The following is a 20,765-nucleotide window of genomic DNA, read 5'->3' on the forward strand; positions in this document are numbered from 1 at the left end:
TATGCAAGGCAGGGTAAGAATGATGACCGAGATCAGCAAAAACAGAGTGGACTGGCGCGCGCTGTGGGCGAGCGGCGACCTCGCCCGCTTCTGCTTCATCAGCCTCGGCATCCTGCTGCACGCCACCAACGAGACGATGGTGGCGACAATCATGCCGGCGATGGTTGGCGACCTCGCCGGCGTGCAACTGGTCGGCTGGTCGCTGGCTATCTACGAGCTTGGCGCCATCGTCGCCGGTGCGGCCGCCGGACGACTGGTGAGCTATGTCCCGCTGCGCACCAACATGGTCGTCGCCGCCTTGCTCTATGCCGTCGGTGCGCTGATCTGCGCGACAGCGCCTTCCATGCCGTTGTTCCTGACCGGCCGCCTGATCGAAGGATTTGGCGGCGGCGCCCTGGTGTCGCTGGCCTTCGTCTCGGTCGAGCGGCTGTTTGCACGCGCCATCTGGCCGCAACTGTTCGGCGTCATGTCTGCGATCTGGGGCGTCGCCGCCTTCAGCGGACCGCTGCTCGGCGCTGTCATGACCGACCTGCTGTCGTGGCGCTGGGCTTTCGGGATCTTCACGCTGGGCGGCACGGCCATGGCATTTGCGAGCTTCATCGTGCTCGACACTCCCGAAGCAACCAGGCCGCAGGCGATCACCGGCACTGCGCCGCCCTTCCCCTACGCCGCCCTCGGCTGCCTCGCCGTCAGCGTTGTGCTGATCGCCACCGCCGGCGTCGACATCGCCCTGCTGCGCTCCTCCCTGCTGCTGATCCTCGGCCTGATCGGGCTTGCGCTGTTTGTCCGCGTCGACACGCTGAAGCCGCGCTCGCGGCTGTTTCCGTCGCTTCTGTTCTCATGGCGCTCGCCGGTCGGCGCCGGCATGACCATGGTCGCCGCCTTTTCGGTGGCGACCTGTTCCTTCGGTGTCTACGGGCCGCTGATCCTGACCAGCCTGCACGACATTCCGATCCTGACCACAGGCTACATCATCGCCGCCGAATCGATCGCCTGGTCGATCCTGTCCATTCTGGTCGCCAACGCGCCGCCGGAGCGCGAACGGCTGATCATTGTCGGTGGCGCAGTGATGATCGCGACGGGCATCGCCGGTTTCGCCTATACGGTGCCGGCGGGTTCGATCCCGCTGATCCTGCTTTGCGCTCTGCTACAAGGCGGCGGTTTCGGCATCGCCTGGCCTTTCGTCACCCGCGTCATCGTCGCGTCGGCGCGCAACGACGAACAGACCATCGCCTCGGCCGCCGTGCCGACCATGCAGCGCATCGGCTATGCGGTGGGCGCCGCGCTGACCGGCATCGTCGCCAACGCCAGCGGGTTTTCCGAAGGCCTGAACCGCGAAGCGGCGGCCAACGTCGCCGCCTGGCTGTTCCTCGCCTTCGTGCCGCTGGGGATTCTTGGCTGCCTCGCCGCGCTGAGGATTTCGGCGGCGATCGACCGGCCACAGGAGGCGACCGGTTAGATAGTCAGACCAGGACTGTCTTCAGCCGTTCCGCGATCAGCGCTGCCAGCCGCGCCGCCACCTCGTCCTTGCTCATCTCCGGCCATTCCTCGACGCCGGCCTTCGATACGATCCGCACCCGGTTGCGATCGCCGCCCATGACGCCGGAAGACCCGACGCCGCTGTCATGCGAGACATCATTGGCGACGATGAAATCGGCGCCCTTCCTCTTCAGCTTGGCCTCGGCATTGTTGACGAGGTCTTGCGTCTCGGCAGCGAAGCCGACGACCAGGCCGGGCCGCATCTTGTGATGACCGACGCCGGCGAGAATGTCCGGATTTTCAACCATCTGCAGCGCCGGCGGCCCCTCGCCCGCCACCTTCTTGATCTTTTCGCCGGCCGAATTCGCCGTGCGCCAGTCGGCGACCGCCGCGACGAACACGCCCGCATCCGCCGGCAGAAGTTGTTCGACCGCGTCCTTCATCTGCGCCGCCGTTTCGACATGCAGCGTCGTCACGCCGGCCGGATCGGCGATCGACACCGGACCGGAGACGAGGCGTACATCGGCGCCAAGCCTAGCCAGGGCAGCGGCGATGGCATGGCCCTGCTTGCCGGAGGAACGGTTGGCGATGTAGCGCACTGGGTCGATCGGTTCATGCGTCGGCCCTGAGGTGACGATGATTTTTCTGCCGGCCAGCGGCTTTGGCCTGCTGTCGAGCAGCGCTTCGATCGCAGCCGCGATCTCCAGCGGCTCGGCCATGCGGCCTTCGCCGGCCTCGTTGCTTTCGGCCATCTCGCCCTTGGCCGGGCCGATGAACGCGATGCCGTCCTTGCCGAGCGTTGCGCGGTTGCGCCGTGTCGCCGGATGCGACCACATTTTCGGGTTCATCGCCGGCGCCATCAAGACCGGCTTGTCGGTGGCGATCAGCACGGTCGAGGCCAGATCGTTGGCATGGCCATTGGCAAGCTTCGCCATCAAATCGGCGGTAGCCGGCGCGACCACCAGAAGGTCAGCCTCGCGCGACAGCCTGATATGGCCGACGTCGTGCTCGTCATTGCGGTCGAACAGCTCGGTGAAGACATGGTCTGCCGAAAGCGCGCCGACCGAAAGCGTGGTCACGAACTCCTGCGCCGCCGCCGTCATCACCACCCGCACCGCAGCCCCTCGCTCGCGCAGCCGGCGGATCAGGTCGAGCGTCTTGTAGGCGGCAATGCCGCCGCCGATGATGAGCAGGATGCGCTTGCCGGAGAGGCTGCCTCTCAGGGCGACCTTGCCTGATACGGCAGCAATGGGCGCCGCCTGCTGGCGCGAGCCTTTCAGTTCACGCAGCGTCCTTTCGATCTCGTCGATGCGGCCCGCCGGAGCGACCTGGCCCTCGACCGCGGCCCGGATCATCACCCGCGCTTGCTCCTCCATCGAGCGGTCGTTCTCTGCAGCAAGCCGCCGCAGCAGTTCCTTGACCTCGTCGTCAAGATTACGGATCGTGATATTGGCCATGTGATTGCACTCTGTTCAACCGTTGCCGCATGCAATGCTAGCAATGCAATCAATTCAAGGCAAGCCGCTCACGGCAGGCTGTCAGAAAATCCGCCACGCAACATAGATCAGCGTCAGCGCGATCACCCACAGGGCGATCCGGCCGGAGCGTGTGTAACGCGCCTCGGCCTTGCCGATGGCGCGCGACGTCGCTTCGTCGAAGCGCAGGCCGTGCTCGGCCATCAGGTCGATCTCACGCGACAGCCGCTCGGTGCGGGCAGCGAGTTCCGGCGCCTGACGGGCCAGCGCCAGCATTGCCTTGGCGCCGTCGCGCGCGTCGACCAGAATGCCGCGCGGGCCGAGATTGCCGGCAATCCAGTCGCCGACCACAGGCTCTGCCGTCTTCCACATGTTGAAGGCCGGGTCGAGCGTGCGGGCGACGCCTTCGACCACCACCATGGTCTTCTGCAGCAGGATCAATTCGGGCCGTGTGGCCATGTCGAACAGCTCGGTGACCTCGAACAAAAGCGTCAGCAGCTTGGCCATCGAGATGGTTTCGGCCGGCTGGCCATGGATTGGCTCGCCAATGGCGCGGATCGCCTGCGCGAAGGCCGCGACATTGTGCTGGCGCGGCACATAGCCAGCCTCGAAATGCACTTCGGCGACACGCAGGTAGTCGCGGGTGATGAAACCATAGAGGATTTCGGCGAGGAAGCGGCGCTCCTTCTTGCCGAGCCGGCCGGCAATGCCGAGATCGACGGCAACGATGGTGCCGTTGGCCTCGACGAACAGGTTCCCCGGATGCATGTCGGCATGGAAGAAGCCGTCGCGCAACGTATGGCGCAGGAACGACTGGATCAGGTTGCCGGCGATGGTTTTGAGATCGTGGCCGGCGGCCGCGAGGCCGGCAATGTCGTTCATCTTGACACCGTCGACCCATTCCATGGTCAGCACGTCGCGGCCGGTGCGCTCCCAGTCGACGGACGGCACGCGAAAGCCGGGATCGTCCTTGGTGTTCTCACCCAGTTCCGAAAGCGCTGCCGCTTCGAGCCGCAGATCCATCTCGACCTTGGTGGTTTGCGCCAGCGTCTCAGTCACCTCGACCGGCCGCAGGCGGCGCGACGACGGGATGTATTTTTCCTGCAGCCGCGCGGCGAGGAAATAGCTTTCGAGATCGTGGAAGAAGCGGCGGCGCACGCCCGGCCGGATGACTTTTACCGCCACCTGGGTCGCGATACCGTTCTGCACGGTTTCAGCGGTGTGGACCTGGGCGATCGAGGCGGCAGCGACGGCATCGCCGAAACGGACGTAAAGCTCGCCGATCTTGCGCCCGAGCGAAGCTTCGATTGCCGCCACCGCCTCGGCCTGCGGAAACGTGTGCATCTTGTCCTGCAGCATGGCGAGATCGAGCGCCATGTCGTTGCCGACGACGTCGGGCCGCGTCGCCAGGAACTGGCCGAGCTTGACGTAAGACGGACCAAGCCGAACGACGGCCTTGGCCAGTCGGTCGCCGCGTTCATAGGCAAGCGCGCGGCGGCGAGTGAAAAGCCGCGCCAGGCGCCAGCCGAATTTAGGCAGGCCGGAAAGCTCATCGCCCGGCAAGGCGGCGACGACACCCTCGCGCACGAGCACCCAGCCGGCCCGTGCGAGCCGGAAAGCAGCGCCGACTGTGCTCATGGCTGCACTTGCCCTGCCGGTTTCCTAAACCGGCACTGAGCACATCGACCATGAAAAATACGGGCCAGCCTCAAAGCTTCCAGCCCGAATGCAGGGCGGCGATGCCGGCCGAATAGTTGCGGAAGGAGACGCGGTCGAAGCCCGCGCGGGTGATCATGGCAGCAAAATTCTGCTGGTTGGGAAATTTGCGGATCGATTCGACCAGATAGGAATAAGGCTCGCCGTCGCCGGTGACCGCCTTGCCGATCCTGGGAATGGCGTTGAACGACCAGGCCTCATAGGCCTTGTCGAGCAGCGGCATGTCGACCTCGGAAAATTCGAGGCACAGCAAGCGCCCGCCGGGCTTGAGCACGCGGAACGCTTCACTGAGCGCCACATCGATGCGCGGCACGTTGCGAATGCCGAAGGCGATCGTATAGGCGTCGAAGGTGGCGTCGGGGAAAGGCAATTCCTCGGCATTGGCCTCGACGAAATCGGTGTTGTCGGAAAGGCCTTTTTTCTCAGCCCGGTCACGGCCGACCGCGAGCATTGAGCCGTTGATGTCGAGGATCGTGGCATGGGCATTGCGTTGGCTCGCCTCGACGATGCGGAAGGCGACGTCGCCGGTGCCGCCGGCAACATCGAGAACCTTCCAGCCTGGCCGTTTCGGCGGATTGAGCCATGTCACCATGGCGTCCTTCCACAGCCGGTGCAGCCCAGCCGACATCAAATCATTCATCAGATCGTAGCGGTTGGCGACCTTGTGGAAAACGTCGTTGACCAGGGACTGCTTGTCGCCTGCCCCTACATGCTTGAAACCATAGGAGGTTTCCATGCCGCCCGCGGCCGTGGTTCTCGCAACTGACATTATTTTGATCCGTCATAAAACCGGCGGGACCATAGCCGATCGATGGTGCGGGCGCTATTGTTTAAGGCGCGGTGTTCGGCCGCGCTTCCTTGTCGTGGCAAGATGCCTATGAGGCCACGACCCGGATTGACCTGACGGGATGATTGAATGCCTTTGAAAGCAGAACTGCACTGCCACATCGAAGGGGCGGCAGCGCCCGAACTCGTCATCAGCCAGGCGCAAAAGTACGGCAAGGACACCTCACCCTACATCCAGAACGGCTCCTTCGTCTGGCACGATTTCACCTCGTTCCTCGCCGCCTATGATTTCTCCGCCGACCTGTTCCGGACGGAAGAGGACTATGCCCGGCTGGCCGATCACTATTTGACCAGTCTCGCCCGCGACGGCGCCATCTATTCCGAGGTCTTCACCTCGCCGGACCACGCCAAAAAAGCCGGCCTGTCGCCCAAGGCCTATACCGACGCGCTCGGCGAAGGCATGTCCCGCGCCAAGGCCAAGACCGGCATCGAGGGCCGCATGATCGTCACCGGCGTGCGCCATGTCGGCGTCGAATCGATCGAGCAAGCGGCGCGCTTCGCCGCCCGCTGCGGGCACCCGCTCGTAACGGGCTTCGGCGTTGCCGGCGACGAGCGCATAGGCGACTTCGAGGACTATGTCAGGGCCTTCGAGATTGCCCGCGAGGCCGGACTTGGCATCACCGTCCATGCCGGCGAACTGATGGGCTGGGAGAGCGTCCAGGCGGCGCTCGACCACATCCGCCCGTCGCGCATCGGCCACGGCGTGCGCGCCATCGAGAACCCCGACCTTGTCCGGCGCATCGCCGACGAAGGCGTCGTGCTCGAATGCTGCCCCGGTTCCAACATCGCGCTCAAGGTTTTCGACAGCTTCGCCGACCACCCCTTTCCGGCATTGAAAGCGGCGGGCTGCAAGGTGACGCTCAACTCCGACGACCCGCCCTATTTCTGGACGTCGCTGAAGCGCGAATACGCCATCGCCGCCGAGCATTTTGCGATGGACGACAAGGCGCTTGCCGCGGTCACCCGGACCGCCATCGAGGCGGCCTTCGTCGATCGCAAGACCAAGGCCGCGCTGCTCGCCAGGCTCAACGGCGCCGCGCGCTGATTTCTCCCGACAAAACTGTGGTCGGTGCGGGTCAGGCGGTTCCTTGGCCGGCGCATTGTCGCTAGGGTCATTCCAGCAGCCTGTAGCGCGGCGCTCCGAAGGGACTTATGCGCGCGCTTTTGGGCGAAATGCATTTAGGAGAACACCATGCAGGGCGTCACCGTCGTCGACCACCCGCTTGTCCAGCACAAGCTGACCATCATGCGCAAGAAGGAGACCTCGACGGCCGGCTTCCGGCGGCTGCTGCGCGAGATCTCGCTGCTGCTCGGCTATGAGGTCACCCGCAACCTCGAACTGACCACGACCACCATCGAAACGCCGATCGAAACCATGGAGGCGCCGACGCTGGAGGGCAAGAAGCTGGTCTTCGCCTCGGTGCTGCGCGCCGGTAACGGCCTGCTCGAAGGCCTGCTCGATCTGGTGCCGGCGGCGCGCGTCGCCCATATCGGCCTCTACCGCGACCACGAAACGCTGGAAGCGGTCGAATATTTCTTCAAGGCGCCGAGCGACCTCGCCGACCGGCTGGTGATCGTCGTCGACCCGATGCTGGCCACCGCCAATTCGGCGATCGCGGCCATCGACAAGCTGAAGGGACGCGGCGCCACCAACATCCGCTTCCTCTGCCTCTTGGCGGCGCCCGAAGGCATCGAGCGTTTCACCAAGGCGCATCCGGATGTTCCGGTCTTCACCGCCTCCATCGATCGCCAGCTCAACGAGAAGGGCTACATCATGCCCGGCCTCGGCGACGCCGGCGACCGCATGTACGGGACGAAATAATCGTGACGGCCGTTTACCGGTCGTTTACGCAACGGCGCGGTTTCGGCGCGCGTTAAAGCCGCAAACACCATGTCGGATTAGTGTCGGCGCACACAAAGGCCGACCCATGCTGCGCACAGTTCTCATCTTTTGCGTGCTTGCCGCAGCGTCGGTATTGATCCCGTTCGCCTATCAATCGAATCCTGAAATGTTCGACAGCCAGTCGAATTCGGCGGCTGAGGCCAAGCGTGCGACAGAACCGCAACTGAAGCTGGCCGCGGTGCCAGACAAGCCGCCGCTACAGCAACCGCTCGGCCGCAAGGTTCTGGTCGCGGCGGACGCGCGCGGGCATTTCACCACTTCGTTCAAGCTCAACGGCCGCCAGGTCGACGGCCTGATCGACACCGGCGCCACGCTGGTTGCCATCAACACATCGACGGCACGCAGGATCGGCTTTTCGCTCAACCAGGCGGACTTCAACCAGCAGGTCAACACCGCCAACGGCGTCATCAAGGCAGCGGTGGTGAGCATCGATCGCCTGCAGATCGGCAAGATCACGGTCGAGGACATCCAGGCCGTCGTGCTTGACGATCGGGCGTTGCACACCAACCTGATCGGCATGAGCTTTCTGCAGCGGCTTGGGAAATACCAGGTCGAAAACGGCACGCTGCTGCTCGTCCAGTAGAAGAGCCTTCCCGCCTCTGCCTACCCGCGCGGCAGGATCCGCCGGATCACGCTCTTGTCCGCCGCAGGCTTCGAAGCCCCGATCGTATAGGCGGAAAGCACAGCGGCGGCCGCCGCCTCCGCATCCGATACCGTGCGGGCATGGACCAGCGCCAGCGCCTCGCCGGCCCGCACTTCCGCACCGACCGGCAACAGCCTGGTGATGCCGACGGCATGGTCGATCCTGTCATCCGGCCGCGTGCGCCCACCGCCAAGGCCAACGACGGCGAGCCCGATGTCGCGAGTGGCGATACCGGTGACAAAGCCGTTGGCCGTCGCCTTGACCGCGAACTCCGTTGCCGCCTTCGGCAGATATTTTTCCGGCTTCTCGACAAAGTCGGCGGGACCGCCAAGGGCGGCCACCATGCGCGCGAAGATGGCGGCGGCGCGGCCGCCGGCGAGCGTCTCGGCGGCACGCCGCATGCCGTCCTGGTTGGACGACACCAGCCCGGCCGACTGCAGCATCTCGGCCGCCAGCGCGAGCGTCACATCCTCCAGCCGCTTGTCACGGACCCGGCCGGTGAGGAAGTCGACCGCATTGCGCACCTCGACCGCATTGCCGGCCGCTGACGCCAGCGGTTCGTTCATGCCGGTGACCAGTGCCGAGGCCTTCAGCCCGGCGCCATTGGCGACCTCGACCAGGCTGTTGGCCAATGCAGTCGCGTCGCGCGACTTCTCCATGAAGGCGCCGTTGCCGACCTTGACGTCGAGCACCAGCGACTGCAGGCCGGCGGCGAGCTTCTTCGACAGGATCGAGGCGGTGATCAGCGGCACCGATTCGACTGTTCCCGAGATATCGCGGATCGCATAGAGCCGGCGATCGGCGGGCGCCAGGTCGGCGGTCTGGCCGATGATGGCGCATCCGGTTTCGAGCACCGTCTTGCGGAAGTGCGCAATGTCGGGCTGGCTGATGTAGCCCGGGATGGCATCCATCTTGTCCAGCGTGCCGCCGGTATGGCCGAGACCCCGGCCTGATATCATCGGCACATAGGCGCCGCAGGCGGCGACGATCGGCGCCAGCATCAGCGAGACATTGTCGCCGACGCCGCCGGTCGAATGCTTGTCGGTGACCGGTCCCGGCAGGTCCGACCAGTCGAGCACGTCGCCGGAATCGCGCATGGCCAGCGTCAGCGCCACCGCCTCGTCGCGGCTCATGCCGTTGAAGAACACCGCCATGGCGAAAGCGCCGACCTGGCCGTCCGAGACGGTGCCGGATGTCAGGCCCTCGATGAAGCCGGTGATCTCCTGCGTCGACAGCTTCTGGCCGTCGCGCTTGCGGCGAATAATCTCTTGCGGAAGCATCAGGCCGAGACCTTACTCTCCGGCAGCCCATCCTGGAACACACGGCTAAGGATCGTCGCCAGCCGCGCGCCGCCGATCGGCGCCATGTCCTTGGTTTCCTGATGCGAGAGCTCTGCCCCGGTCATCCCGGCGGCAAGGTTGGTGACGACGGAGCAGGCGGCGACACGCAGGCCGAGGAAGCGGGCAAGGATGACCTCCGGCACGGTCGACATGCCAACCGCATTGGCGCCCATGATGCGCGCCATGCGGATTTCGGCCGGCGTCTCGAAGCATGGGCCCGAAAACCACATATAGACGCCCTTGTGCAGCGCCGTGCCCGTTGCCTTCGCCGCTTTCTCGATCGCCGAGCGAATGCCGGGATCGTAGGCTTCGGTCAGGCCGACGAAACGCCGGTCGCTCGGCTCGCCGATCAGAGGATTGGACCCGGAGAAATTGATGTGGTCGGTGATCAGCATCACCGAGCCCGGCCCCATCTCCGGATCGACCGAACCGGCGGCATTGGTCAGGATCAGCTTGGTGATGCCGATGCCCGCCAGCACTTCCAGCGCCGGCCGCATCGCCGCTGCGTTGCCGTGCTCGTAATAGTGGGCACGGCCGGACAGCATCAGCACCGGCGTGCCGGCGAAAAGCCCCGCCACCACCTCGCCGGCATGGCCGGTGACGCCGCTTCTGGGAAAGCCCGGCAAATCCGCATAGGAAATGCGCACCGCATCCTCGACCTGGTCGACAAGGCCACCAAGGCCCGAGCCCAGCACCAGCGCTGTCGTCGGCGCCAAGCCGTCGAGCCGTTCAACGAGATGATCCAGCGCTTCCTTCATTTCAGCCAGCTCTTCATTTCACCAGTTCTTCATTTCAAAATGTCGCCGCGGAAGCCGTAGGGCAGCATGTCGCCCATGGTCATGGTCTCGACCACGCCGGTATTGTCGCAGAGATAGAGTTTCGTTTCCGGCTGGCAGAATTCCGCCAGTCGCTGACGGCAGCCGCCACAGGGCGAGCATTTGCCTGTGCGCTCGGCGATCACCGCAACCTCGGTGATCTTGCCGCCGCCGCCCATGATGTAGTGGCCGAGCGCTGTGGTTTCGGCGCACCAGCCTTCCGGAAAGGACGCGTTCTCGACATTGGCGCCAACGAAAACCCGGCCGTCCTCGGTGCGCAACGCAGCCCCGACCGGGAATTTCGAATAGGGCGCATAGGCCTTGGCCATGGCGGCTTGCGCCGCTTCGAACAGATCATGAGCCATTTAGTCTTTCTCTCGCATGATCTTGTCCGAAAACCGGGTCCCACTTTTCGCTGACGCGGACCTGTGGTTCGGGATCATGCTTAGCGTTCCTTGACGTAAGGCACGCCGCCGGCGCGCGGCGGGATCGCCTTGCCGATGAAGCCGGCAAGCAGGATGACGGTGAGGATATAGGGCAGTGCCTGCATGAACTGTACCGGCACCTTGCCGATCAGCGGCAGTGGCGTGCCTTGCAGGCGGATCGCCGCGGCATCGAGGAAGCCGAATAGAAGGCAGGCGAACATGGCATTGACCGGCCTCCACTTGGCAAAGATCAGCGCCGCCAGCGCGATATAGCCCTTGCCGGCAGTCATGTCCTTCACGAAGCCGCCATTCTGCACCATCGACAGATAGGCGCCGGCAATGCCGGTCAATATACCGGTGCAGATCAGCGCCCGGTAGCGCAGCCAAGCGACAGAGATACCGGCGGTGTCGACGGCGGCCGGGTTCTCGCCGACCGCGCGCAGGCGCAGGCCGAAGCGGGTGCGAAACAGCACCCACCAGGTAAACGGCACCATCGCGAATGCGAGATAAACCAGGATGGAGTGGCCGGACAGAAGCTCGGCATAGATCGGTCCGAGGATCGGCACGTCGCGGACAGTATCGGCGCCGGGCAAGGTGATGGCCTCGAAGCGCTCGCCCGGCTGCAGTGCTGGCGTGCGCCCGCCTTGCTGGAACCAGGCTTGGCCGAGGATGATGGTCGAACCGGCAGCGATGAAATTGATCGCCACGCCGGAGACGATCTGGTTGCCGCGGTGCGTGATCGAAGCAAAGCCATGCACCAGCGCAAAGGCGACCGACATCACGATCGCCATGCCGAGGCCGAGAAGGGCCGAATGCATGACCGACGCGGCGGCGGCGCCGGCGAAGGCGCCGACCAGCATCTTGCCTTCCAGCCCGATGTCGAAGACACCGGCGCGTTCGGAATAGAGGCCGGCGAGACAGGCGAGCAGCAACGGCACCGACAGGCGTATCGTCGAGTCGAGTATCTGCACGATGGCCATGAACACATCCATCTCAGGCGCCCTTCCCTTTGACCGCTTCAATGCCGACCGACCTCGGACTGAACGAGGCGAATAGCGCCTGCACATAGGGACGGAACATATGCTCCAGCGCACCAGCAAACAGGATAACCAGACCCTGGATGATGACGATCATGTCGCGGCTGATCGCCGGCATCTCGAAGGCGAGTTCGGCGCCGCCCTGGTAGAGCATGCCGAACAGGATCGCCGCCAGCACGATGCCGACCGGATGCAGGCGGCCCATGAGCGCCACGGCGATGCCGACAAAGCCGGCGCCGGAGACGAAGTCGATCGCCACATTGTGCTGGTCGCCCATCACCGGATTGAGCGTCATCATGCCGGCCAGCGCGCCCGAGATCATCATCGCGACGATGATGATGCGGGTCTCTGAAATGCCGGCATAGCGCGCTGCCTTCGGGCTGTGGCCATAGGTGCGCATCTCGTAGCCGAGCTTGGTGCGCCAGATCAGCAGCCAGACCAGAAAAGCCATCACCAGCGCCAGCAGGAAGCAGATGTTGAAGGGCGCCGAGCGGATCTTGGCGCCGAACAGTTCGATGATCCAGTTGAGCTTGGGGAGTTCGGCGCCGGCGAGAAAGTTGCGGGTCTGCGGCGCTTGCGAGGCTGCCGGCTTCAACAGCCCGACCAGGAGATAGACCATGATCGACGCGGCGATGAAGTTGAACATGATGGTGGTGATGACAATGTGCGAACCGCGCTTGGCCTGCAGATAGGCCGGGATCAAAGCCCATAGCGCGCCAACCGCGGCCCCGGCGATGATTGCCAGCGGAAAGGTCAGCCACCATGGCAGCACGCTGTCGAAGGTCAGGCAGACCACGGCGACGCCGAGGCCGGCAATGTAGGCTTGGCCCTCTGTGCCGATGTTGAACAGGCCGCAATGCGCGGCCACCGCCACAGACAGGCCGGTGAAGATGAAAGTGGTGGCGTAGAACAGCGTGAAGGCGATGCCGGTTCCCTTGCCGAAGGCGCCCTCGACCAGGATGACGGCGGCGCGGAGCGGGTTTTCGCCCACCAACATGACGACGAAGCCGGCAACGATGAAGGCGACCGACAAATTGATCAGCGGGATCAGCCCATAGTCGGCCCAGGCCGGCAGCTTGGCGTAAGGCGTGCTCATTCTGCGGCCTCCTGGCGCTCGACACCCGCCATCAGCAGGCCGAGCTCGCCTTCGGTCGCCTCCGGGCCGCGCTCGCCGACGATGCGGCCGGCAAACATCACCAGGATGCGGTCGGACAGCGATCGGATCTCGTCGAGTTCGACCGACACCACCAGCACCGCCTTGCCCTGGTCGCGCATGGCAATCAGCCGCTTGTGGATGAATTCGATGGCGCCGACGTCGACGCCGCGCGTCGGCTGGCCGACGATGAGAACACCCGGGTCTTGTTCCATTTCCCGCGCGAGCACGATCTTCTGCTGGTTGCCGCCAGAGAAGTTCGCTGTCCTCAGGCGCGGATTGCCGGGACGGATGTCGTATTTCTCGATCTTGTCCTTGGCATCGGCCATGATGGCATCGATGTTGAGGAACGGTCCTTTGAGGTAGCGGGGGTCGTCGTGATAGCCGAGGATGGAATTTTCGTTCTCCTCGAAGGCCAGCACCAATCCGACATGATGGCGATCTTCCGGCACATGGGCCAGCCCACGGTCGCGCAACTCGCCGGGATCGGCGGCCCCGGTCAGGTCTATCGGCTTGCCGTCGAGCATGACAGAGCCGGAAACGGCGCGCCTGATGCCGGAAATCGCCTCGAGCAATTCGGATTGGCCGTTGCCGGCCACGCCGGCAATGCCGACAATCTCGCCGGCGCGGATGTCGAAGGAGATGTCGTCGACCATGGTAACACCGCGCTGGTCCTTCACCGTCAGGTTCTTGACCGCGAGCTTGACGTTGCCGGCTTCCGCCTCGCCCTTTTCGACCCGGAGCAGGACGCGCCGCCCGACCATCAGCTCGGCCAGTTCCTCGACAGTGGTCTTAGCTGTCTCGCGCGTCGCCACCATCGTGCCCTGGCGCATGACCGAGACGCTGTCGGTGATGGCCATGATCTCGCGCAGCTTGTGAGTGATCAGAACCACCGTTTTTCCCTGTTCCTTCAATTGCTTGAGAATGCGGAACAGGTGGTCGGCTTCGGCTGGCGTCAACACGCCCGTCGGCTCGTCGAGGATCAGGATCTCGGCGCCGCGATAGAGCGCCTTGAGGATTTCGACGCGCTGCTGCAGGCCGACCGGCAATTCCTCGATGATCGCGTCGGGGTCGACTTCGAGCCCGTATTCGCGTTCGAGACGTTCGAGTTCGGAGCGTGCCTTGGCGATGCTCTTTTTCAGCAGCGCATCGCTTTCGGCGCCCAGGATGATGTTTTCCAGCACCGTGAAATTGTCGACCAGCATGAAATGCTGGTGCACCATGCCGATGCCGAGCGCGATGGCGTCATTGGATGTCTTGATCGACGCCGGCTTGCCGCCGACGCGTATCTCGCCGCTGTCAGCCTGGTAGAAGCCGTAGAGGATCGACATCAGCGTCGACTTGCCGGCGCCATTCTCGCCGACGATGCCATGGATGGCGCCGCGGGCGATCTCCAGATTGATGTCGCGGTTGGCGCGCACGGCGCCAAAACTCTTGTTGATGCCGATAAGCTCGATTGCGGCTTGCGCCATGCAGCCTGTCCCACTCTTATTTTTTTATCGCTTGGTCAAAACGCCTAGCATGATGCCCCGCCCATGCCAATCGGCCGAAGCGGTGTTCACTCTCGACAAATCCCTGCGTGCTTGTCAATTTCCAACATGGCCGCGACCTTCACATTCGCTAATATGGCGAATCCGAAATTCGCAGCTTTTTGCAGCTGCGTGGGCCAAGACCAGGGATTTTTAGAAATGATCATGCCTGCCGACCGGCTGACGACGCTGGAAATCCGCGCCACCGAGCAGGAGAAGACCATCGACGAACTGTCCGGCCAGATCGCCGAGCAGTGGAAGGTGATCGAGCGCATGCAGCGCAAGCTCGATGCACTGAGCGAACGGTTTCTGGCGCTGGAGGAACAGTCTGCATCCGATGTGCCAGTGACCAAGCCGCCGCATTGGTAGGAGGAGACGATGGCCAGTGAAAGCGATCGCGTTGCGCGGGCCGGCGACTATGTGCTTGGCCTGATGAACGACCGGGACCGCGAGCGCGCCGAGCGCGATCTGGAGATCGACCCCGCCTTCCGCGACGCGGTGATGCGGCTGGCCGAGCGCATGCACATCTTCGATCGCACTGAGGCAACGGGCGCAGAGCCCGACAATCGCTGGGAACTGATCACCCAACGCATCGCCGAACTGCCACAGATGCGCCTTTCCAGCCTCGACAGCAGCGATATGAGACCGCCGGCAATGATCCAGGGCCTTAGCCGGCGACCTTACGGCGTCGGCCTGCACGCGCTCGGCGGCCGGCGCGGAACCGTCATCGCCCTCGGGCTGATTGCAGCCTTTGCGCTGGGTTATCTCGTGGGAAAGTTTTAGGCGGCCGGGCGCGCCGACGTTTCACGCGGCAAAACCTTGCTCAAAACAAAACCGCCGGGACGATGCCCGGCGGTTTGCGATCTATTTGGCAGGATCAATAAGGGCAGGCGTTGTCGGTGGTGTAGTCGTGCACCTGGACCGTGCCGGCGATGATATCGGCCTTGGCCTTTTCGACGGCGGCTTTCATCTCGTCGGTGACCAGCGCCTTGTTGTTGTCGTCCATGGCGTAGTCGACGCCGCCCTCCTTGAGGCCGAGATTTTGCAGGCCGCCCTTGAAGGTGCCGTTCTTGCCGTCCATGAAAGCGGTGTAGACGGCAACGTCGACGCGCTTCAGCATCGAGGTCAGCACCTTGCCGGGCTGCAGGCCGTTCTGGTTGGAATCAACGCCGATGCCGAGCTTGCCGGCATCGGCCGCCGCCTGCAGCACGCCAACGCCGGTGCCGCCGGCCGCGGCATAGACCACGTCGGAGCCCTGGTCGATCTGCGTCTTGGCGATCTCGCCGCCCTTGGTCGGATCGTTCCACGCCGCCGGGGTGTCACCGGTCATGTTCTGGATGACTTCGGTCGCACCCGCCGACTTGGCGCCGCCGACATAGCCGCATTCGAATTTGCGGATCAGCGGAATGTCCATGCCGCCGATGAAGCTGACCTTCTTGGACTTCGAGGCCATCGCCGCCATTATGCCGACGAGATAGGAGCCTTCATTCTCCTTGAAGACAAGCGAGCGGACATTGGGCAGATCGACAGCATCGTCGATGATGGCGAAGTTGAGGTCAGGATATTCAGTCGCGACCGCCTTGAGCGCATCCTCCCAGGCAAAGCCGGCCATGACGATCGGGTTGCGGCCGTCCTCGGCGAAGCGGCGCAGGGCCTGCTCGCGCTGCGAAGCGTTGGACACCTCGAACTCGACATAGGCGTTGCCGGTTTCGGTCTTGAACTTTTCGGCGCCGTGGAAGGCAGCCTCGTTGAAGGATTTGTCGAACTTGCCGCCGAGATCGTAGAGGATGGCCGGCTGGACATCCGCGGCCAAAGCCGGAAGAACCATTGCAGTTGCGGCCAGAAGGCCGAGAACGATACGTTTCATGTGATCCACACCCTGTCGGTTATTTTTTCCGTTACGCACCGCATACCGGCCCGGTTCACCGGCAGGCATGCGACGTCAGGCAGGAGTGTATTCCCCTCCCGCTCAGGGCCAATCTGGCACGGCCCGAAACAAAATTCACGCGGAATTTTGACCTTTTGGAAAAGCGTGGCGCCGCGACGCAGCGCCACGACCAATTCCTTTCGCCAAAGGCCTTAAGCCAAGGCAGCAGCCGAAATGGCGCAAGCAACGCCAGTGCCCTTGAGGTTGCAATAACCATAGGGGTTCTTCGCCAGATATTGCTGGTGGTCTTGCTCGGCGAAATAGAATTCGGGCGCCGCCGCGATCTCGGTGGTGATCTTGCCGCGGCCCGCACCGCGCAAGGAGGCTTCGTAAGCGTCACGTGACCCGATCGCCGCCTGGTGTTGCGCGTCACCAAACGTGTAGATCGCCGAGCGATAGGTGGTGCCGACATCGTTGCCCTGGCGCATGCCTTGCGTCGGGTCGTGGCTTTCCCAGAACAGCTTCAACAGGTCGCTGTAGGAGACGATCCTAGGGTCGTAGACGACGAGCACCACTTCGGCATGGCCGGTGAGGCCGGTGCAGGTTTCCTGGTAGGTCGGATTGGGGGTGACGCCACCCGCAAAGCCGACGGCAGTGACCCAGACGCCTTCGCGCTGCCAGAACAGGCGCTCGGCGCCCCAGAAGCAGCCGAGCCCGAACATCGCTGTCTCCAGCCCTTCGGGATAGGGTCCCTTGAGCGGCCGCTTTGAGACAAAATGCCTGGCGGCCGTGGCGATCGCCTTGATACGGCCCGGCAGCGCCTCGGAGGGCTTCGGCAGATTGAGTTTCTTGTTCAGCATATCGCTGAGAAAAAACATGCGCAGTCTCCCTTTCCAAGGGCTTGGGGCGCTCGAAACTCAACGCCGACAGATCATCAGCAGATCGTCAGTTCGGGGCGAACTGTCCGCTCCGCCGCTGCCGCCTGTAGCCGATCGCATAGAGGATGAAGGCCGCGACCGCGAACACCGCAAAACCGGGCTGGTTGAGCACCCAGGCGATGGCGCTGTCCCACAGCATCGGATTGACCTTGTCGCGGATAAAGCTCTCGAAAGCGCTGCGCGTATCCGGCGAGACGGCAAGCCAGCTGGTGTTGAGCGGGGTCATCACCAGGGCGGAAGCCGCCACCGACCGCGTCGCATCCAACACCGCCATGATGACGGAAACCGAAAGCGATATCATTGCCGCGAGACGAAAGATGAAGCGAAACATCCAGACCCTCCCCGGATTTTTCCGGCGCCGTATCTCATTGTTTTAACGCAATTCCCTAGGGAAAGCCGTTTCACACTTTTCCTGGAATTGCCCTAGACTTTTTCTGGTTGTGTTGCGAACCGAGAGATAGTGCGTGCCCGCTTTGTTCGCAATCGTGACACGCGAATTTGAAGCCTGGACCTATGTTGCCGGCTTCCGCTTTCGCCTGTGCACCCACCAGACGGCAAACAGTCCGCCGGCGATCGCCCCGACAACCAGGCCGGCCAGCCCGATGAACAGGGCAAAGTAGCCGCAGGCGCCCTCGAAGCAGCTCATGTCGGTGGTTTCGGCAATCAGCGCGCCGGCGGCAAAGCCGGCGCCGGCGCCAAGAGCCGCACCGAGGATGATGCCAAGCAAGGCGGCGATGATCGAGACCAGCACCGGCGGGCTTTCGCTTTCGGGATTGGCATAAGCCGTCTCGGCGCCTGCGCCGCGTCGCAACAGATAGATGCAGAGCAACCCGATGGCGATTTCAGCCGCGGTGACGGCCAGCCCGCGGCCAGAGAAGGCGAAATCGGGCACGACCAGCATATAGGCCTGCCTTGCCGCGAGCCACAGGATGGTGGCGACCTGCCAGATGGTGAAATGGCGTGGGAACCGCGCCGAGCGGTTAAAGGCGAGGCCGAGCAAATAAAGCCCCCAAAGGATGGTGACGATGCTGGCCGCAAGGCCGCCATAGACGAGATAGAAGACGCTGTCCGGCAGGTCGTAGTCGGTGGTGGTCAGGCGCCATGCGGAAATCAGGCTGTAGGCCGACCAGGCCATGACGAAGATCAGCCATGCCGGCGGAATATAGGAAAGCCCGCTGTCCGGCCGCCCGGTTGGCTGCTGCCCGACTGGCTGTTGATTGGTCGATGTCATGGTCGGACGATGCCCCCGCAAAGCCTCGCGGCTACTCGACAGGCGGCCAGCGACGAAGTCAAGCATGGCAGGCTCTACGGCCCTGCCTGTGCACATTATTCGGTTGCCGCCGCCACGACAGGCGTCGGGGCGCGGCGTGGCAAAAGACGCCAATCCCGGCAAGGCGAATAGAATGCCCGTTATGGCTTGGCATTCGACGCCGGATCGACTAGATGAGCCCCGCACCTGTTGCTTTGACGGCTCAGGGGCGGGGAAAGGGTGTTCGCTGGTTGACGGCGCCCACGGTGCGGAGTTTCCGGCCGGAATTCCCAAGGGGTGATGCATTTCCCCAACCCGCGCGGCGAAACCGGCCGATGCGAAATGCTAAGACGGAGAGGTGGCCGAGTGGTTGAAGGCGCACGCCTGGAAAGTGTGTTTACGGGAGACCGTAACGCGGGTTCGAATCCCGCTCTCTCCGCCAGTTTCGAGGGTCGCAGACTGTTGAAACACCGGTACCCGGTCGGCACCGCTCAACCACAGTGTGCGTTCCAGCTTCGAGGCGTCTGGCAACAGGCTAAAGCTCACCTGCAGCCGCCACCAAGGTGCTGCCGGTCGCGCTCGCAGAGAAATATACACCCAGAAATAGTCAGGCTATTTGGGGAGACTCGCTTATAGCCCTCTTCGCGAATGTCTTCGTTTGCCATGTTCGAACTCTGATGGCTTTTGCCTGACAGCTCAGCGGGTATTGGTTCTGTGCCATTTTTGCTACATTCCGAAACCTTATTGCTTGAATCCACCTTTTTAGTGGCCTCTAAAGTCAATAAGCACTGACATCTTTCGTGAATTTGTGGACAATCACGCTTGGGTTGTGGTGCCTGAAAAAGGCACAGGGGAACCGTTGGGGTGGAATAAGTTGGGGTGGAATAATATGAATACGACAGCTCTGTCGGCCATAAGCAAGCGCCTTGGCCTGCTGACGACGGTTGCCATATTGAGCTGCGGGAGTGCTCATGCGCTCTCTCTCAAAGAGGCCATGGCCGTTGCGGTGGAGTCCAATCCCGAGATTGGCCAGGCAATCGAAAACCGCGAAGCAATCGAATTCGAGTTGCGCCAGGCGAAAGGGCTGTATCTTCCCAGCGTCGACCTCGAAGGATCCGCGGGCGCTCGCCGTCTCGACAACCCGTCCCGGCGGGCGCTCTCCATCGAGGATGACGCGCTCTATCCGGCCGAAGCCGATCTCACGGTTTCGCAGACGCTCTATGACAGCGGAGCCAGGCGGGCTGAGTTGAACCGTCAGGCGTCGCGCGTCGATGGTGCGTCCTTCCGGGTGCTGGAGCGCTCCGAATTCATCGGGCTCTCGGTTGTACAGGACTATCTGGAATACATGCTGCAGGCTTCGATCGTCGCCGAGGCAAAGAAGAACCTCGGCTTCCATCAGGCGATTCTCGGCGACATCCAGCAAGGCATTGCAGGCGGGGCGCTGAACGAGGCCGACCGGCAACAGGCCGAGGAACGGCTGTTTGCTGCCAAGGCGCGCATGCAGGAAGCGACCGAGGAACTGGAAGCGGCCAAGATACGGTTCTTCAAAACCGTCGGGAAGCCGCTGACCAACGCATCAAGGCCGGGCGATGTCTCCGCCGCACTGCCGAGGTCGCTTGATGAAGCAATCGGCCTGGCGCGGGAAAGCAATCCGCGCGTGCACATGGCCAACAGCGACATCGACGCGGCGGCCTCCCTTGTGGATGCTGCACGGGCGAAATTCGGACCCTCCGTCATCGCCGAAGGTATCGCACGGGCCGGAACCGACATCGATGGCGCCGACGGCGACACCAGCGACCTGCAGGCGCGGGTCGTCCTGCGCTGGAACCTCTACCGTGGCGGCATCGACAAGGCCAACGAACAGGAGCAGATCCGCCGCACCAGCGAGCAGCGTCTCGCCCTGCATCAGGTCTTGAGGGAAATCGAGGAAGCTGTCCGCACCTCATGGGATCGCCGCTTCCGGCAAGCCGACCTGGCAAAGACGCTCAAGCAGCAAGCTGCCGCGAACGAAAGGCTGGTGTCGTCTTATCGCGAACAATTCAAGGTCGGACAACGGTCCCTGCTCGACGTGCTTGATGCGCAGAATACTCGGTTCAACACGGCCACGCTGGCGGATACCGCGTCCTACGCATCGCTTTTCGCTCAGTATCGGCTGCTGGCGGCAACCGGACAGTTGCTGAAGACAATGAACCTCGAACCGGCAAAGCAAGCCACCGCCTATGCGCGGACCGAGTTCGGAGCACCGGAAACGGCTGACACTGAGACCTATGCGCGGACGCCGTCGAAGCAGACAAACGATCTGCCTTTCGATATCCTCGCCCCGGTGAGAAAAAAGAAGTAGGAGGGCCCA

20 protein-coding genes and 1 tRNA gene are annotated in these 20,765 nt (G+C 63.4%); 8 read left to right on the plus strand and 13 right to left on the minus strand.

The genetic code is table 11. The annotated features are described in order from the left end of the window. The first annotated feature begins 22 nt into the window (after positions 1–22). A complete protein-coding gene (locus AC1D0N_RS24610; protein ID WP_477248561.1) occupies positions 23–1,459 on the plus strand; it encodes an MFS transporter in 1,437 nt (478 codons plus the stop codon). 4 nt (positions 1,460–1,463) lie between these two features. Here the strand turns inward: AC1D0N_RS24610 and coaBC are convergent, their stop codons facing one another. From coaBC to ubiE, 3 genes are all read right to left on the minus strand, one after another. Further along, a complete protein-coding gene (gene coaBC, locus AC1D0N_RS24615) occupies positions 1,464–2,936 on the minus strand; it encodes a bifunctional phosphopantothenoylcysteine decarboxylase/phosphopantothenate--cysteine ligase CoaBC (RefSeq protein WP_477248563.1) in 1,473 nt (490 codons plus the stop codon). Positions 2,937–3,017: 81 nt separating this feature from the next. Continuing rightward, positions 3,018–4,592, minus strand: a complete 1,575-nt coding sequence (ubiB, locus tag AC1D0N_RS24620; RefSeq protein ID WP_477248565.1) for a 2-polyprenylphenol 6-hydroxylase — start codon at positions 4,590–4,592, stop codon at positions 3,018–3,020. 70 nt (positions 4,593–4,662) lie between these two features. Continuing rightward, positions 4,663–5,439 (minus strand): bifunctional demethylmenaquinone methyltransferase/2-methoxy-6-polyprenyl-1,4-benzoquinol methylase UbiE, encoded by a 777-nt coding sequence (ubiE, locus tag AC1D0N_RS24625; protein ID WP_477248567.1) that lies wholly within the window; start codon positions 5,437–5,439, stop codon positions 4,663–4,665. Between the two features lie 147 nt (positions 5,440–5,586). Here ubiE and AC1D0N_RS24630 point away from each other — a divergent pair, with 147 nt between their 5' ends. The 3 genes from AC1D0N_RS24630 (at position 5,587) to AC1D0N_RS24640 (ending at position 8,002) form a co-directional block, all read left to right on the plus strand. Further along, on the plus strand, positions 5,587–6,561 hold the full coding sequence (locus AC1D0N_RS24630; RefSeq protein ID WP_477248569.1) for an adenosine deaminase: 975 nt from the start codon (positions 5,587–5,589) through the stop codon (positions 6,559–6,561). Positions 6,562–6,708: 147 nt separating this feature from the next. Beyond that, on the plus strand, positions 6,709–7,338 hold the full coding sequence (gene upp / locus AC1D0N_RS24635; protein WP_095084682.1) for a uracil phosphoribosyltransferase: 630 nt from the start codon (positions 6,709–6,711) through the stop codon (positions 7,336–7,338). Between the two features lie 106 nt (positions 7,339–7,444). Further along, a complete protein-coding gene (locus AC1D0N_RS24640) occupies positions 7,445–8,002 on the plus strand; it encodes a TIGR02281 family clan AA aspartic protease (protein WP_477248570.1) in 558 nt (185 codons plus the stop codon). Positions 8,003–8,022: 20 nt separating this feature from the next. Here the strand turns inward: AC1D0N_RS24640 and deoA are convergent, their stop codons facing one another. The 6 genes from deoA to AC1D0N_RS24670 form a co-directional block, all read right to left on the minus strand. Beyond that, the gene (deoA, locus tag AC1D0N_RS24645) at positions 8,023–9,342 is read right to left on the minus strand and encodes a thymidine phosphorylase (RefSeq protein ID WP_477248572.1); all 1,320 of its coding nucleotides are present in this window, start codon (positions 9,340–9,342) and stop codon (positions 8,023–8,025) included. Beyond that, on the minus strand, positions 9,342–10,160 hold the full coding sequence (locus AC1D0N_RS24650; RefSeq protein WP_477248574.1) for a purine-nucleoside phosphorylase: 819 nt from the start codon (positions 10,158–10,160) through the stop codon (positions 9,342–9,344). The genes deoA and AC1D0N_RS24650 overlap by 1 nt, the downstream gene beginning before the upstream one ends. Positions 10,161–10,189: 29 nt before the next feature. Beyond that, entirely contained in the window at positions 10,190–10,582 is a 393-nt protein-coding gene (gene cdd / locus AC1D0N_RS24655) for a cytidine deaminase (RefSeq protein ID WP_477248577.1), read from the minus strand. Positions 10,583–10,662: 80 nt separating this feature from the next. Continuing rightward, positions 10,663–11,634 carry an ABC transporter permease gene (locus tag AC1D0N_RS24660; RefSeq protein WP_477248578.1) on the minus strand — a complete coding sequence of 324 codons (972 nt, stop codon included), beginning with the start codon at positions 11,632–11,634 and terminating at the stop codon, positions 10,663–10,665. Between the two features lies 1 nt (position 11,635). Continuing rightward, on the minus strand, positions 11,636–12,775 hold the full coding sequence (locus AC1D0N_RS24665) for an ABC transporter permease (RefSeq protein ID WP_477248579.1): 1,140 nt from the start codon (positions 12,773–12,775) through the stop codon (positions 11,636–11,638). Continuing rightward, on the minus strand, positions 12,772–14,304 hold the full coding sequence (locus AC1D0N_RS24670) for an ABC transporter ATP-binding protein (protein ID WP_477248580.1): 1,533 nt from the start codon (positions 14,302–14,304) through the stop codon (positions 12,772–12,774). The genes AC1D0N_RS24665 and AC1D0N_RS24670 overlap by 4 nt, the downstream gene beginning before the upstream one ends. A 219-nt stretch (positions 14,305–14,523) precedes the next feature. On the opposite strand from AC1D0N_RS24670, the gene AC1D0N_RS24675 reads away from it, so the two are divergent. Together AC1D0N_RS24675 and AC1D0N_RS24680 are read left to right on the plus strand one after the other, a co-directional pair. After that, complete coding sequence (locus tag AC1D0N_RS24675) at positions 14,524–14,730, plus strand: SlyX family protein (protein ID WP_477248594.1); 207 nt, start codon at positions 14,524–14,526, stop codon at positions 14,728–14,730. 9 nt (positions 14,731–14,739) lie between these two features. Then, a complete protein-coding gene (locus tag AC1D0N_RS24680; protein WP_477248581.1) occupies positions 14,740–15,144 on the plus strand; it encodes a hypothetical protein in 405 nt (134 codons plus the stop codon). A 94-nt stretch (positions 15,145–15,238) separates the two neighbouring features. On the opposite strand, the gene AC1D0N_RS24685 is transcribed toward AC1D0N_RS24680, so the two are convergent. The 4 genes from AC1D0N_RS24685 to AC1D0N_RS24700 all read right to left on the minus strand — a co-directional run bounded on the left by AC1D0N_RS24685 (position 15,239) and on the right by AC1D0N_RS24700 (position 18,463). Then, positions 15,239–16,228, minus strand: coding sequence for a BMP family lipoprotein (locus AC1D0N_RS24685; RefSeq protein WP_477248582.1), 990 nt, complete (start codon positions 16,226–16,228; stop codon positions 15,239–15,241). Between the two features lie 212 nt (positions 16,229–16,440). Continuing rightward, a complete protein-coding gene (gene msrA / locus AC1D0N_RS24690; protein ID WP_477248583.1) occupies positions 16,441–17,106 on the minus strand; it encodes a peptide-methionine (S)-S-oxide reductase MsrA in 666 nt (221 codons plus the stop codon). A 67-nt stretch (positions 17,107–17,173) separates the two neighbouring features. After that, the gene (locus tag AC1D0N_RS24695; protein WP_477248584.1) at positions 17,174–17,497 is read right to left on the minus strand and encodes a hypothetical protein; all 324 of its coding nucleotides are present in this window, start codon (positions 17,495–17,497) and stop codon (positions 17,174–17,176) included. A 180-nt stretch (positions 17,498–17,677) separates the two neighbouring features. Continuing rightward, complete coding sequence (locus AC1D0N_RS24700) at positions 17,678–18,463, minus strand: hypothetical protein (protein WP_477248585.1); 786 nt, start codon at positions 18,461–18,463, stop codon at positions 17,678–17,680. Between the two features lie 304 nt (positions 18,464–18,767). Between AC1D0N_RS24700 and AC1D0N_RS24705 the strand changes: the two genes are divergently transcribed. Beyond that, positions 18,768–18,857 (plus strand) — tRNA-Ser (locus AC1D0N_RS24705). 447 nt (positions 18,858–19,304) lie between these two features. Beyond that, positions 19,305–20,756 carry a TolC family protein gene (locus AC1D0N_RS24710; RefSeq protein ID WP_477248586.1) on the plus strand — a complete coding sequence of 484 codons (1,452 nt, stop codon included), beginning with the start codon at positions 19,305–19,307 and terminating at the stop codon, positions 20,754–20,756. The last annotated feature ends 9 nt before the right edge of the window (positions 20,757–20,765 follow it).

It is taken from the genome of Mesorhizobium sp. P2_E10 (assembly GCF_056404235.1).